Source organism: Dactylosporangium sp. NBC_01737 (assembly GCF_035963215.1).
Taxonomy (GTDB): Bacteria; Actinomycetota; Actinomycetes; order Mycobacteriales; family Micromonosporaceae; genus Dactylosporangium.
The window spans coordinates 427,323-440,503 of the sequence record NZ_CP109153.1 but is presented as its reverse complement, the minus strand read 5'-3'; the positions used below and the strand labels follow the sequence as shown (position 1 = coordinate 440,503).

The 13,181-nt window shown below is 69.5% G+C and carries 12 protein-coding genes and 1 riboswitch; of the genes, 8 read left to right on the top strand and 4 right to left on the bottom strand.

Annotation, left to right across the window (positions count from 1 at the left end):
* Window positions 1–156 precede the first annotated feature (156 nt).
* The 3 genes from OHA72_RS02035 (at window position 157) to OHA72_RS02025 (ending at window position 3,518) form a co-directional block, all read left to right on the top strand.
* Window positions 157–1,101: a glycoside hydrolase family 16 protein gene (locus OHA72_RS02035; protein WP_327006167.1), complete on the top strand. Its 945-nt coding sequence runs from the start codon at window positions 157–159 to the stop codon at window positions 1,099–1,101.
* A 73-nt stretch (window positions 1,102–1,174) separates the two neighbouring features.
* Window positions 1,175–2,158, top strand: coding sequence for an NAD-dependent epimerase/dehydratase family protein (locus OHA72_RS02030; protein WP_327006166.1), 984 nt, complete (start codon window positions 1,175–1,177; stop codon window positions 2,156–2,158).
* Between the two features lie 436 nt (window positions 2,159–2,594).
* Window positions 2,595–3,518: a sigma-70 family RNA polymerase sigma factor gene (locus OHA72_RS02025; RefSeq protein WP_327011414.1), complete on the top strand. Its 924-nt coding sequence runs from the start codon at window positions 2,595–2,597 to the stop codon at window positions 3,516–3,518.
* Between the two features lie 50 nt (window positions 3,519–3,568).
* Here the strand turns inward: OHA72_RS02025 and OHA72_RS02020 are convergent, their stop codons facing one another.
* Genes OHA72_RS02020 through OHA72_RS02010 form a run of 3 tightly spaced genes read right to left on the bottom strand, consistent with a single transcriptional unit; the run spans window position 3,569 to window position 5,795 of the window.
* Window positions 3,569–4,000 carry an Rv0361 family membrane protein gene (locus OHA72_RS02020; protein ID WP_327006165.1) on the bottom strand — a complete coding sequence of 144 codons (432 nt, stop codon included), beginning with the start codon at window positions 3,998–4,000 and terminating at the stop codon, window positions 3,569–3,571.
* A 10-nt stretch (window positions 4,001–4,010) separates the two neighbouring features.
* Window positions 4,011–4,757: a methyltransferase domain-containing protein gene (locus OHA72_RS02015; protein WP_327006164.1), complete on the bottom strand. Its 747-nt coding sequence runs from the start codon at window positions 4,755–4,757 to the stop codon at window positions 4,011–4,013.
* 45 nt (window positions 4,758–4,802) lie between these two features.
* Window positions 4,803–5,795: a C40 family peptidase gene (locus OHA72_RS02010; RefSeq protein WP_327006163.1), complete on the bottom strand. Its 993-nt coding sequence runs from the start codon at window positions 5,793–5,795 to the stop codon at window positions 4,803–4,805.
* A gap of 7 nt (window positions 5,796–5,802) precedes the next feature.
* A riboswitch (cyclic di-AMP (ydaO/yuaA leader) is annotated at window positions 5,803–5,948 on the bottom strand.
* Window positions 5,949–6,239: 291 nt separating this feature from the next.
* Between OHA72_RS02010 and OHA72_RS02005 the strand changes: the two genes are divergently transcribed.
* Window positions 6,240–7,013 carry an ABC transporter ATP-binding protein gene (locus OHA72_RS02005; protein ID WP_327006162.1) on the top strand — a complete coding sequence of 258 codons (774 nt, stop codon included), beginning with the start codon at window positions 6,240–6,242 and terminating at the stop codon, window positions 7,011–7,013.
* 28 nt (window positions 7,014–7,041) lie between these two features.
* The gene (locus tag OHA72_RS02000; RefSeq protein WP_327006161.1) at window positions 7,042–7,806 is read left to right on the top strand and encodes an ABC transporter ATP-binding protein; all 765 of its coding nucleotides are present in this window, start codon (window positions 7,042–7,044) and stop codon (window positions 7,804–7,806) included.
* 17 nt (window positions 7,807–7,823) lie between these two features.
* On the opposite strand, the gene OHA72_RS01995 is transcribed toward OHA72_RS02000, so the two are convergent.
* On the bottom strand, window positions 7,824–9,077 hold the full coding sequence (locus tag OHA72_RS01995; protein WP_327001770.1) for an IS110 family RNA-guided transposase: 1,254 nt from the start codon (window positions 9,075–9,077) through the stop codon (window positions 7,824–7,826).
* Between the two features lie 316 nt (window positions 9,078–9,393).
* Here OHA72_RS01995 and OHA72_RS01990 point away from each other — a divergent pair, with 316 nt between their 5' ends.
* The 3 genes from OHA72_RS01990 to OHA72_RS01980 are packed head-to-tail and all read left to right on the top strand — an operon-like array spanning window position 9,394 to window position 13,174.
* Entirely contained in the window at window positions 9,394–11,193 is a 1,800-nt protein-coding gene (locus tag OHA72_RS01990) for an AMP-dependent synthetase/ligase (protein ID WP_327006160.1), read from the top strand.
* Entirely contained in the window at window positions 11,190–12,077 is an 888-nt protein-coding gene (locus OHA72_RS01985; protein ID WP_327006159.1) for a branched-chain amino acid ABC transporter permease, read from the top strand. Before OHA72_RS01990 ends, OHA72_RS01985 begins: the two co-directional genes overlap by 4 nt.
* Window positions 12,074–13,174, top strand: a complete 1,101-nt coding sequence (locus OHA72_RS01980; protein WP_327006158.1) for a branched-chain amino acid ABC transporter permease — start codon at window positions 12,074–12,076, stop codon at window positions 13,172–13,174. Before OHA72_RS01985 ends, OHA72_RS01980 begins: the two co-directional genes overlap by 4 nt.
* Window positions 13,175–13,181: the final 7 nt, after the last annotated feature.

Genomic DNA, 13,181 nt, shown 5'->3' with positions numbered 1-13,181 from the left:
CGCACGAGCGTCTGCCGGAGACGGACAGATTGCATGCGGGTGAATGCGAGGGTCCTTATCCGATCGGGCCGCCAAGTACGCACGTTCGTCGACGCTCCGCAATGCTGTGCGGACGCAAGGTATCCGGTAGGTTTTCGAAAGAAGGGGGCTGACACCATGTTGAGGCGAGCCGCGACCATCATGGTCGTCGTCGCGTCCGCGATCTGGGTGGCCCCCGCGCCGGTCCTCGCCGTCGATCCGAGCGACTGGAAGCCGGTCTTCTCCGACTCCTTCGACGACCCGGGCGCCCTGCCGTCCGGCTGCGCGGCCTATGACGGGGTCTCCGACGGCACGTCCGACGGGGTCTCCGACGGCGCCGCCGGAGGCGCCTCGGCGAGCTACTTCCGGCCCGAGGCGGTCACGGTCTCCGGCGGGAAGCTGCACCTCGCCCTGCACCGGCGCGCCTATGGCGGCAAGGCGTTCGTCACCGGGGAGCTGCGCTGCCTCGGCGCGGCCCAGCAGTACGGGCGGTATGAGTTCCTGGCCAGGGTGCCGGTGGGCGCGGGGATCTCGTCGATCGCCATGCTGCGCCCCGTCGACCAGCAGGTGGCCCAGCACACGTCGCAGCTGGAGATCAGCGCCCAGCCCGGCGAGGAGAAGGCCCTGGTGCGCAACGGCTCAGGTGCCGGCACCTCGGTGCAGGCACTGCCCGGCCCGTTCAGTGACTGGCACTCCTATGCGATCGAGTGGTCACCGGCGGGCTTCAAGGTCTTCGTCGACGGCAAGGAGCGCGCCGCCGACCCGGGCGTGTCCACGGCCCAGCGCTGGTTCGGCTTCGCGGTGACCACCAGCGGGTCCGCCACCCCCGGCACGTCGACGGCGCTGCCGGCGGAGTTCCAGGTCGATTTCCTGCGCGTCTATGCCCTCGCGCCCGGCTCGTCGCTGCCGGCGGTCGCCGTGCCACCGTCCACTGTGCCCAATGCGCTGCCCGGCACGCCCAGCGGGCACCGATGGTCGCTGTGGCTGGCGGTGGCGGCGACGGTGATGGCCGCGGCCGCCCTGTTCGTCCTGGTGGTGCACAAGACCCGTCCGCACCGCCCGCCACCGTCGCACCGCGCGTAGGTTCAGCTCCCGGCGTTGCCGCTCTGAGCGAACAGGGCTTCGCCGCCGGGGTCCGGCGGCGAAGGATCGCCGGATGAGAATCCTTGTACTCGGCGGCACGGTGTTCTTCGGCCGGGCGGTCGCCCGGCAGGCCCTCGCCGCCGGTCACGACGTCACCTGCGCGGCCCGCGGCACGTCCGGCGACCCCGTCGACGGTGCCCGGTTCGTGATGATCGACCGGTCCGACCCCGACGGGCTGGGCGCGATCGAGGGCACCTTCGACGCGGTCGTGGACGTCGCCCGCAAGCCCAGCCACGTCCGGCACGCCGTCGCCGCGCTCGCCGGCCGCGTGGGCCACTACACGTTCGTCTCCAGCTGCTCGGCCTACGCCGACGCCGCGACCCCCGACCAGACCGTGGCGACCGGGCCGGTGCTCCCGGCCGCCGAACCCGGCTTCGACGACCCGGCCGCCAGCCCCGAGGCGTACGGGCGGTGCAAGGTCACCTGCGAGGAGCTGGTGCGGGAGGCCTTCGCGGACGTCTTCGTCAACCGGGCCGGGCTGATCGTCGGGCCGGAGGACCCGACCGGGCGCTTCGACTACTGGGTGGCCCGCCACGCCCGCGGCGGCGAGATCCTCGCCCCGGGCGACCCCGGCGAGCGGGTCCAGTACGTGGACGTCCGCGACCTGGCCGACTGGACCGTGCGCGCCGCCGAGGAGAGCCTGACCGGCACCTTCGACGGCATCGGCACCCCCATCACCCGCCGGGAGTTCCATGCCGGTCTGCAAGCCGGACTCGGTGGCGGCGGGACGCTCACCTGGGTTTCACAGGACTTCCTCACCGCCCACGACGTCGTGGCCTGGTCCGGCCCGCGGTCGCTGCCGTTGTGGCTGCCGTTGCCCGAATACGCCGGGTTTCTCACCCGCGACACCACCCCGTCCCTTGCCGCCGGACTTCGCACCCGGCCCCTCGGGGAAACGGCCGCCGATACGCTCGCCGCATTCAGTGACACACGCCACATCACTGGTCTCACGGAAGAGGAAGAAGTCGCGCTGTTGCGGGAATGGCACGCTCAGTAGGCGGGGTGTGACGAGCCCGTCAGCATTTCGACAGACGACGGACAGCCTGGCGGCGATCGATACGAAGGTCGATTCCTGCGGATACCTGCGCATTTGCCTGTCATGCGGGCGACTCTTGCCGATGAACAGCGGTGACCCCGGTCCCAGTCGGTGCCGTTCCCAGGGAACTCACAGCGAGTTTAGGCGTCTGACGGGCAGGAATACCACGTATCACTTGTTGGAACCGAAGCGAACCGGATCAGCTCCCGAGTCGTCTAGGTAAGTGGTGCAACTCTCACGGGTCGTCACCGGAATCGCCCGCGAGGGTGGAATTCGGCAGGCCAGGTGACTGTTGTGTAGGGGGCATACCCGGGGGGCACCCGTTTTAGCAGGGTGAAACGGGGAAGGCGAAGGATGGACGGGGAGGGGCCCGAAGGTGGAGAACGTGAAAGTGGAGATGCGACCCGATACAGGTGCCGAAGAGCGTGACCTGGTTGGTGTCTACCTGCATGAGATCTCCCGCACGCCGCTGCTCGACGCCGCTTCTGAGGTCGAGCTTTCCAAGGCGGTCGAGGCTGGTCTCTACGCGGAGCACCTGCTGGACGTGGCGGAGCTGCCCGACGGCGTGAGCGCCGCGGAGCTGCAGCGCCTCGTCGACGAGGGAGAGCGTGCCAAGGACCGGTTCATCCGGGCCAACCTGCGACTCGTGGTCTCGATCGCGCGGCGCTACGTGCGGTCCGGCATGCCGATGCTCGACCTCATCCAGGAGGGCAACACCGGCCTGGTCCGAGCCGTCGAGAAGTTCGACTACGTGCGCGGCTACAAATTCTCGACGTATGCGACATGGTGGATCCGCCAGGCGATCAGCCGGGCGATAGCGCAGCAGGAACGCACCGTCCGGCTGCCCGTCCACCTCGTCGAAGACGTCAACCGGATGCGCAACGTCGCGCGTCAGCTCACCCGCGAGCTCGGCAACGACCCCGAGCCCGAGCAGCTCGCCGTCGCCCTCGGCGTCCCCGTCGAGCGCGTCCACGAGCTCAAGCGCTGGTCCCAGGACACCGTCTCGCTCGACACCCCTGTCGGTGACGACGGTGACACCAGCCTCGGCGACCTGGTCTCCGACTCCGACGCACCGTCGCCGGAGGACGTGGTCCTCGCCGCCCTGGAGCGCCAGCGCATCGAGGGCCTGCTCAACCACCTCGACGACCGGTCCGCGGGCATCATGCGCGCCCGCTACGGTCTGGAGGACGGTCGCGAGCACTCGCTGACCGAGGTCGCGAGCCGGTTCTCCCTGTCCCGCGAGCGCATCCGCCAGCTGGAGATCCAGGCCCTCGGCCGGCTCCGCGAGCTGGCCCGCGCCGAAGGCCTGCAGGCGGCCTGACCGACAGCAACCCGCAGCCCCTGACCTTCCCGGTCGGGGGCTGCTCCGTGTCAGTAGGGGTTGCCGCAAACCTTCCAGGCGCCGGCCTCCTTGCGCAGCGGGACGGCGTGGGCCTCCTTCGGGCCGGTGGAGTAGGTCACATCGGCGGTGATCCTGGCGGTCTCGAGCCCGTTGTCGTTGCCGTACCAGCCACCCCAGTGCAGGTCGTGCGAGACCGGCTTGCGCCGGTTGACCGCCGCCTCGAACGATGACTGTTCGTAACGGGCCCGGGTGTCGTCGCACAGCCGCTCGTAGGCCGCGGCGAGGTCACCCGACTCGAGGTCGGACAGGAACGCCGACGTCGCCTCGCGGGCGGCCTTCGTGCGGTCGTCGAAGAAGAAGTAGGCACCCGCGCCGCCGCCGCAGCAGCACAGCACGACCACGACGGCAAGGACGATCAGCACGATCTTCACCGAGCTGCGGCGGCTGCGAGATTGGGTCACGGGCGAGATCTTAAGATCGTTGCGCCACCACGAACAGTCGCGGAAACGGCAGGATCGTGCCGAACGGCTCGCGGGGGTAGCGCTCGCGCAGCCGGGCGGCGACCCGCGCGCGGAAGTCGTCGAGCTCCGCGCCGGACAGCGCGTCGAGGTAGGGCCGCAGGCCGGTGCCGCTGAACCACTCCAGGACCGGGTCGTCGCCGGGCAGGACGTGGAAGTACGTGGTCTCCCACGCGTCCACGGTGAGGCCCAGCGCGGCGAGGGTCCGCACGTACCAGGCGGGCTCCTGCACCGGCGTCGCGCCGCGCGGACCCAGGACGCCGGGGTCGAGGATGCCCGGGTCGAGGATCGGGCCGCCGGTCGGGACCTGGAAGGCGAGCGTCCCGCCGTCGTCGAGGGCCGCGGCCAGCACCGGCAGTAACGCCGCGTGATCGGGCACCCACTGCAGCGACGCGTTGGCGACGATGACGTCGACCGACCCGCGCTGCGGCCGCCACCCGGCGATGTCGCCGAGCTGGAAGGACACCTGCGGGCCGGCCAAAGGCGCTGCGGCGGCGAGCATCTGCGGCGAGGAGTCGATGCCGAGCACAGCCGCGTCCGGGTACCGCGCGGCGAGGGTCGCGGTCAGCGTGCCGGGCCCGCAGCCGAGGTCCACGACCGCCACGGCGGAGGTGGTCGGGATGCGCGCGACCAGCTCGTGGAAGGGCCGGGCCCGTTCGTCGGCGAAGCGGGCGTACTGCTCGGGATCCCAGGAGGCCATGCCCCATCTTGCGGGCATGGCCTCCTGGCGCGTGACGAGGGGTTCCTAGTGAGGGCGCCCGTAGCCGGTCGTGTTGGAACGGTCGACCGAGGCGACCTCGACGTTGCGGCCCGTGGTCGGTGCGTGGATCATCTTGCCGTTGCCGATGTAGATGCCGACGTGGCTGGGCGACGATCCTCCGAAGAACGCCAGGTCTCCCGGCGAGAGCGCGGACCGCGAGACGTGCGTGACCCTGCTCGAGCGCCACTGGTCGTTGGCGTTGTGTGGCAGCGTGATGCCGGCCGCCTTCCAGGCACCCATGGTGAGGCCCGAGCAGTCCCAGCTGCCCGGTCCGGCGGCGCCCCACTTGTAGGGCTCGCCGAGCTGGGCGCAGGCGAACGCGACGGCGGAGTTCGCCGGGCTCGTGCATTCGGCGCCGAGGGACACCTTCACACCGGTCGATCCGGTGCTGCCGGCCGCGGCGGCGCGCCGCTTGAGGGCGTCGAGCTTCTTGACGTCGCCCTCGATCTTCTTCTTCTTGGTCTCCAGCTCGGCCTTCTGCGCGTTCTCCGCGGCGAGCGTGTCGTCGATCTTCTTCTTCTCGTCGTCCAGCTTCGACTTGGCCTCCGAATACTCGGCGATCGCGCGCTGCTGGTGCTTGCTGATCTGCCGCAGCGTGGTGAGCTGGTCGATCAGCGTGTCCGACGACTGCGCGCTGAGCATGACGTTGAGGCTCACCATGTTGCCTGAGCCCTTGAACGCGGCGATGGCGATGACGTCGACGTCGGAGTTGGCCGCGGCCATGCTGTCCGCGAGGGGCTGGATCTTCGCCTGGACGGTGGCGGCCTCCGCCTGAGTGGCGGCAAGCGTTTCATTGATCTTGTTGTAGGCCTCGATCGTGACTTCGAGCTCGTCGCCCGCCTTCTCGAGCTGGGCTTGGATCTCGGCAGCTGTGGGATCGGCCTTGGCGACGCTCGCAGGCGCCACGACGGCCAGCGCGACGGCCCCGATGATCAGGGAACGCAGCAGTGACCGCTTGGCGCGGTGTCCAGCGGACAAGGGATGACCCTTCATTCACCGACCGCCTACCGGGTTAGCTGACGGGTTCGGGCGGGAAGAGTGCGCCCTACCGCGGCTTCGCGGATTCACCCCAAGGAACCTGGGTCCCCGGCTCGACAGCGCCATGGGCGCTCGACTCGGCGGCGCTTGCACGGCGCCGCCCGGGGTGGGCGACGGACTGCCGGGCAGGCCGGACCTAACTTAACGTGATCACCAGCGAAGCGAAACCCACGCGTGTCGTTCTATATCTATTACCCTAAAAGTCCGAATCACGGCGAGTTGTCGGTCCACATCGGACGGTGATGCGCCACAGAAGATGGTGTTGACGGACACACAATTGGGGCTTGATTCTGCTCTGATACCCGGTTAAATACACGTAACTTTATTCACCGACGATGCACATAGTTCGCCCACTCCGAACACCCCCGGAGGAGCGTCACCCCCATGTTGCGTGTCCAGAACCTCGAGGTCGTCTACGACGACGTGATGTTGGTGCTGCGCGGCGTCAGCCTGCAGGTGCCACCCGGACGCATCGTCGCGCTGCTCGGCGCGAACGGTGCGGGCAAGACCACGCTGCTGCGGGCCCTGTCGGGCCTGCTGGGCGTGCACGACGGCGCCATCACCAAGGGCGCCGTCACGCTCGACGACAAGCCCATCCACCGGCTCCGGCCGGCCGCCGTGGTCCGCCGCGGCGTGTCGCAGGTGATGGAGGGGCGAAGAACGTTCGCCGAGCTGACCGTCGAGGAGAACCTGCGGCTCGGCGCCCACACCCGCCCGAAAGGACGGGCCGAGGCGATGGACCGCATGTACAGCCTCTTCCCCGTCCTCGCCCAGCGGCGCGGCAGCATCGCCGGATACCTCTCCGGCGGCGAGCAGCAGATGCTGGCGATGGGGCGGGCCCTGATGTCCGACCCGGCGTACCTGCTGCTCGACGAGCCCAGCCTCGGCCTCGCGCCGCGCCTGGTCGAGCAGGTCCGCGACCTGATCGTGCAGATCAACCGGGCCGGCACCGGCGTGCTGCTGGTCGAGCAGAACGCGACCATGGCGCTGTCCATCGCCGAGCACGGATACGTGCTGGAGACGGGCAAGGTCGTGCTCGACAAACCCGCCGCCGAACTGCTCGCCGACGACGACATCCGCGAGTTCTACCTCGGACGGGCCGAGCGGTCCTTCCGCGACGTCAAGCACTACAAGCGTCGCAAACGCTGGCTGTCATAGAGCCGCAACAACCCCTTCGGGAGTCGCCGTGCTGCGTTTCGAAGACGTCCGGCTCAGCTTTGCCGGCGTCAAAGCCATCGACGGTGTCTCGTTCACCGTCGCCAAGGACGAGCTGTTCGCCGTCATCGGCCCCAACGGGGCCGGGAAGACGTCGATCTTCAATGTGATCTCCGGTGTGTACCGGCCGCAGAAAGGCAGGGTGATGCTCGACGAGCTCGAGCTCACCGGACTGCGCCCGGACAAGGTCGCCAAGCTGGGCGTGGCCCGCACCTTCCAGAACGTCGAGCTGTTCCAGCACCTGACCGTGCTGGAGAACCTCATGCTCGGCCGGCACCACCACATCCGCTACGGCACCCTCGCCGCCATCGCGTGGCTCGGCCGCGCCCGGCGAGAGGAGATCGCCAACCGGGCCGTGGTCGAGGACATCGTGGACTTCCTCGAACTGGCCCAGTGGCGCCGCCTGCCGGTGGGGCTGCTGCCGTACGGCGTGCAGAAACGCGTCGAACTCGGCCGCGCCCTGGCGATGGAGCCGAAGCTGCTGCTGCTGGATGAGCCGGTCGCCGGGATGAACCTGGAGGAGACCGAGGACATGGCCCGCTTCATCCTCGACGTCCGCGAGGAGCTCGGCATCCCGATGATCCTCGTCGAGCACGACATGGGCCTCGTCATGGACCTCGCCGACCGGGTCATGGTCGTCGACTTCGGCGTGCCGGTCGCCACCGGCACGCCCGCCGAGGTGCAGAACAACCCTGACGTCCTGCGTGCCTACCTGGGGGAGGTGGAGGCGGCATGACACTCCCTGTGTCAACCTCAGGCAGCGACCAACGTGGTTTGTGTGGGTTGGTTCAGTCGTACAGCGTTGCCGTGCCGGTCGGGGTTGTATGGCGTCTGGTCGGTCCAGCAGCGCCAGATGACGCGGATCCAGGCTCGGGCGAGGACGCGGATGGCGTGTGGGTGGTCCAGGCCGCGGGCGCAGGCGGCGGCGTAGACCCTTGCTGCCCAGTCGCTGTCGTGGCGGCTGTTGTCGGCGAAGGTGGTGACCGCGACGCGGAAGCGTTTGTTGCACGCCCATCTGAAGTGCACGGCTCGGTGTTTGCCGGATTCCTTGGTCACCGGGGTGACACCGGCGAGCGCGGCGATGGAGTCGGGTCCGGCGTAGGCTTCGCGGGAGTCGCCCCACTCGGCGAGGATCTGCGCGGCGTTGATCTGACCAGACCTTGGCAGCGATGTGAAGATCTCGGCGTCCGGGTGTTCGCCGAGTGTGGCGACGACACTGCGGCTGAGCGTTTTCAACGCGGCCACGACCGCGCGCAGGACGGTGACGAGGGCGGTCACCGCGTCGCGGACGGCCTCGCACAGGACTTCGTCGGTAGTCCCCGCTGGGGCGGCGCGCAGCCGGGCGAGGAGCTGCTCGCCGGTGCGCCGGCCGGAGTAGCCGTGTTTGACGCAGAACGCGGTGAGGCGTTTCGCGCCGAGGTGCGCTGCGTGGCGGGCGGTCGGGTAACGGGTCAGGAAGTCCAGGGCGATCGGGGACTCGACGTCGGCGAAGACGGCCACGGCGCCGGGCCAGTGCGTGTCCAGCAGCGCGGTGAGCTGGTTGGTGGCCGCGACGCGCATGTCGACCAGGTCCCCGCGGGTCCGGGTCACGGTGCGCAGCGCCTTCGTCTGCGCCGTGTACGGGGTGGCCAGCTGCAGCCGGTGGTGCCGCAACCGCAGGTACTCGGCGATGACTTCCGCATCGCCCGCGTCGGACTTGGCGCCGGACAACACTTCGCCGTCCCGCCAGGTTTTGATCGCGTTGGGTTTGACCGGCACCACAGGGTGTCCGGCCTCCAGGAGGATGTCGACGAGCCGACCGTCGGGTCGTTCGATCCCGATCGGCATGGCCTCGGGGTGCCCGAGACCGGCCAGGCGGCGCAGCAGCCCGGCAAGACCGACGGCGGTGTGCTCCACGGTGAACGCGGCGACCCGCCGCCCGGCGCTGTTCTGGACACAGACCGCGTGGGTGGCCGAGGCCCAATCGATCCCGACGAAGAACTCAGCTCCAACAACGTTGAGCGACAACGGTTCTCCTCAGCTTGGCAGCGATGTGACTCGACGAACGGGGCTGACTGCCGGGTGGTCACTAACCGGCGCTCTACGGCGCTTCTCCCTGTTGCCGGTCGGCAGCCCCGACAAGAACCGAGAGCGGCGGTGTCATGCAGGCCCTCGAAGGGCGACCGGCACAGGCCGTCTCTCAGTTCTCGCCGAGTTCCAACAACAACCCTCTCAGAGGGCCCTGTCAGAAGGATGGTGCCCTAGTGACCGGCCAGCGGAGCGTCTCGGGCCGGTCATCAGCAGAGCAGCCCTGGGTCACGCGCCCGGAACGAAGTGAGGACGCATGACCATCGCCGATCTGGTCAAACAGCGCGCCGAGCGGACGCCGGACGCCGTCGCGATGCGGGAGAAGCACCGCGGCATCTGGCGCGAGATCACCTGGCGCGACTACTGGCGCACCGCGGAGACGGTCGCCCGGGCCCTGCGCTCGCTCGGGATCCTGCCCGGCGACCGGGTCGCGATCCAGTCGGAGAACCGCTCCGAGTGGCTCTTCGTCGACGTGGCAACCGTGGCGGTGCGGGCGGCGACCGTCGGGCTGTACCCGACGAACCCGCCCGACGAGGTGCGCCACATGCTGGCCGACTCCGGCGCGCGGATCCTCTTCGCCGAGGACCAGGAGCAGGTGGACAAGGCCCTCGCGGTCCTGGACGAATGCCCCGACCTGGAGTGGATCGTCTACCTGGAGCCCAGGGGCATCCGCGGCCGGTACAAGCACCCGAAGCTCATCTCGTGGAGCGACCTGCTGGCCTCGCACGAAGGCGCGGAACCGGTCGAGCTGCAGTCCAGCGACGACGACGTCGCCACCCTGATCTACACGTCCGGCACCACCGGGCGGCCCAAGGGCGCGATGCTCACCGTGGCCAACGTGGACTTCGCGATCCGGGTGCTGGTGGAGGGCGGCGGCTTCTCCGACCCGCCGCCGGGACCGCGCGACCTGACCCTGTCGTACCTGCCGCTGTGCCACGTCGCGGAGCGGGTCTTCACCACCTGGTTCAACGCCGCCGCCGGGGTCACCGTCCACTTCGGCGAGTCGATCGCCACGGTGCAGGCCGACCTGCGCGAGGTGCAGCCGACGATCCTGTTCGGGGTGCCCCGCATCTGGGAGAAGATGATGGCCGGCGTGACGATCCGGCTCGCCGGGGCGTCGCTGATCAAACGCTCCAACGCGCGGATGTGGCTGCGCGTCGCGGACCGCCTCGGCGCCACCCTGGAGCGCAACGGCGGCCGGCACACCGCCGGCAGCCGCCTGCTCTACGCGGTCGGCTGGCTGCTGTGCTACCGGGCGCTCAAGGAGCGCATCGGGATGCGCCGGGTCCGCTACGCCGCCAGCGGCGCCGCCCCGATCGCCCCGGACGTGCTGCGGTTCTTCATGGGCATCGGCGTGCCGATGTACGAGGTCTACGGCATGACCGAGAACACCGCGATCAGCACCGCCAACCGGCCCGGCCGGGTCAAGCTCGGCACGGTCGGCGAGACCCACAGCGGGGTCGAGCTGCGCATCGCCGACGACGGGGAGATCCAGACCCGGCACGCGGGCACGTTCGCCGGCTACTTCCGCAACCCGGAGGCGACCGAGGCGGCGATGACGCCCGACGGCTGGCTGCGCACCGGTGACGTCGGGGTGCTCGTCGACGGTACCCACCTGAAGATCACCGACCGCTCCAAGGACATCATCATCACGGCCGGTGGCAAGAACGTCGCGCCGAGCGAGATCGAGAACGCGTTGAAGGCCTCGCCGTTCGTCAAGGAGGCGATCGTCATCGGTGACCGGCGCGCGTTCCTGACCGCACTCATCGGCATCGAGCTCGACACCGTCGGGGAGTGGGCGCAGCGCCGCGGCATCGGCTACACCACCTACCGCGACCTGTCCGGCAAGCCCGAGGTCCTCGCGTTGGTCCAGGGCGTCGTCGACGCGGTCAACGCAGGGCACAACCCGGTCGAGCAGATCAAGACGTTCCGGATGCTGCCCAAGGAACTCGACCACGAAGACGGCGAGCTCACCGCGACGCAGAAGGTCCGCCGCGGCGCCGTCGCGTCGACGTTCACCGCACTCGTCGACGACATGTACGGGAGCAAGGTGTGAAGGACTTCGTCGAGAGCGTCCTGCGTGGCATCGGCACGGGCAGCGTCTACGCGCTGCTGGGTCTCGGGTTCGTGATCATCTACAAGGCGACGCGGGTCATCTCCTTCGCCCAGCCGGCGTTCATGCTGGCCGGCGCGGTCCTGGTGACCTACCTGGTCGGCCCGCTCGGCTTCTTCCTCGGCCTGGCCGCGGCCGCCGTGCTCACCGGCGGCCTGGCGCTGGGCGTCGAACGGCTCGCCGTCCGGCCGATGATCGGCCGGCCGGTGTTCACCGTCGCGATCATCACGCTCGGCATCGACATCGCGGTCCGGGTCGTCGTCAACGCCGCCATCGGCCTGGACGTGCGGCAGGTCGGCGACCCGTGGGGGCTGAAGGTGTGGAAGCTGCCCGGCGGGGTCCAGGTCGAGCAGCGGCACGTGGCGATGGTCCTCACCACGGCCGTGCTCATCGCCCTGCTGTTCCTGTTCTTCCGGTACACCCGGACCGGCCTGGCGATGCGGGCGGCCTCCTACGACCAGGAGGCGGCGCTCGCCCAGGGCGTCAGCGTCGGCTCTGTGTTCGCGCTGTCGTGGGCGCTGGCCGGCGCCCTCGCGGCGGTCGCCGGCACGTTCGCGGCGGTCGGCGGCAGCGTCAGCGAGTCGCTGTGGCTGATCGCGCTGACGGCCCTGCCGGTGATCATCCTCGGCGGCCTCGACTCGCTGCCCGGCGCCGTCATCGGCGGCCTGGCCGTCGGCACCGTCCAGGAGCTCACCGCCACCTACCAGGGCTCGTTCCCGTGGCTGGGCGGAAACATCTCGGTCGTCACGCCCTACGTGGTGATGTTCCTGGTCCTGCTCGTGCGCCCCTACGGCCTGTTCGGCACCCGGGAGGTCGAAAGGGTATGAGAAACCGTCCACTGCTGCGCACCTCCTACAACCAGGAGCTGGCGCTGCTCGACACCACCTCGAAGAAGGTGGCGGTCGGCATCCTGCTCGCCGTCGGTGCGGCGCTGCCATGGCTGGTCGAGGACCAGCTGCTCCAGCTGATCGGGCTGGCCTGCGTCACCGCGATCGGCGCGATCGGCCTCAACATCGTCACCGGCTACGCCGGGCAGGTGTCGCTCGGGCACGCGTTCTTCCTCGCGATCGGCGCCTACACGGCGGCGGCCATCGCCGGGGACCCCGACGCGCGGACCGTCGGGTTCGGGGTCACCGAGATCCTGATCTGGCTGCCGGCCGCCGGTATCGTCGCCGCGCTCGCCGGTGTACTGGTGGCGCCCCTGGCCACCCGGCTGCGCGGCCTGTACCTGGCGATCGTCACGCTCGGGCTGGTCTTCATCGGCGGCCACATCATCAACGAGTGGTCCTCGCTCACCGGCGGGCCCGGCATCGGCCGGCAGCCCCCGGCGCCGACGCTGCTCGGCTACGACCTCAACACCGGTGACGCGTTCCTCACGAGAGATCAGAAGCTCTACCTGCTGATGCTCGTGCTGCTCATCATCGCGGCTCTCGCGGCGCGCAACCTGGCGCGCTCGCGAGTGGGCCGGGCCTTCACCGCCATCCGCGACCGCGACATCGCGGCCGGCGTGATGGGCGTGAACCTGGCCAGATACAAGACGATCGCCTTCGGCGTCTCGTCGTTCTACGCCGGCTGTGCCGGTGCGCTGCTCTACGTCGGGATCGGCTACTTCGACCCGACGACCTTCAACCTGCTGCTGTCGGTGCAGTACATCGCCATGGTCCTCATCGGCGGTGCGGGCACGGTCAGTGGTGCCGTCCTGGGCGCCTTCCTGATCACGCTCCTGCCGCGGCTGATCCGTGAGGTCCCGTCGTTCCTGCCGTTCATCAGCAACTCGCCCGCGGAGTCCCCGAACGCCTACCAGCTCGAGACCGTCCTCTACGGCGTGTTGATCATCGTGTTTCTGATCTTCGAGCCACGCGGGCTGTTCGGCATCTGGATCCGGCTCCGCAACTACTGGAAAGCCTGGCCGTTCTCGTACTGACCTCGTC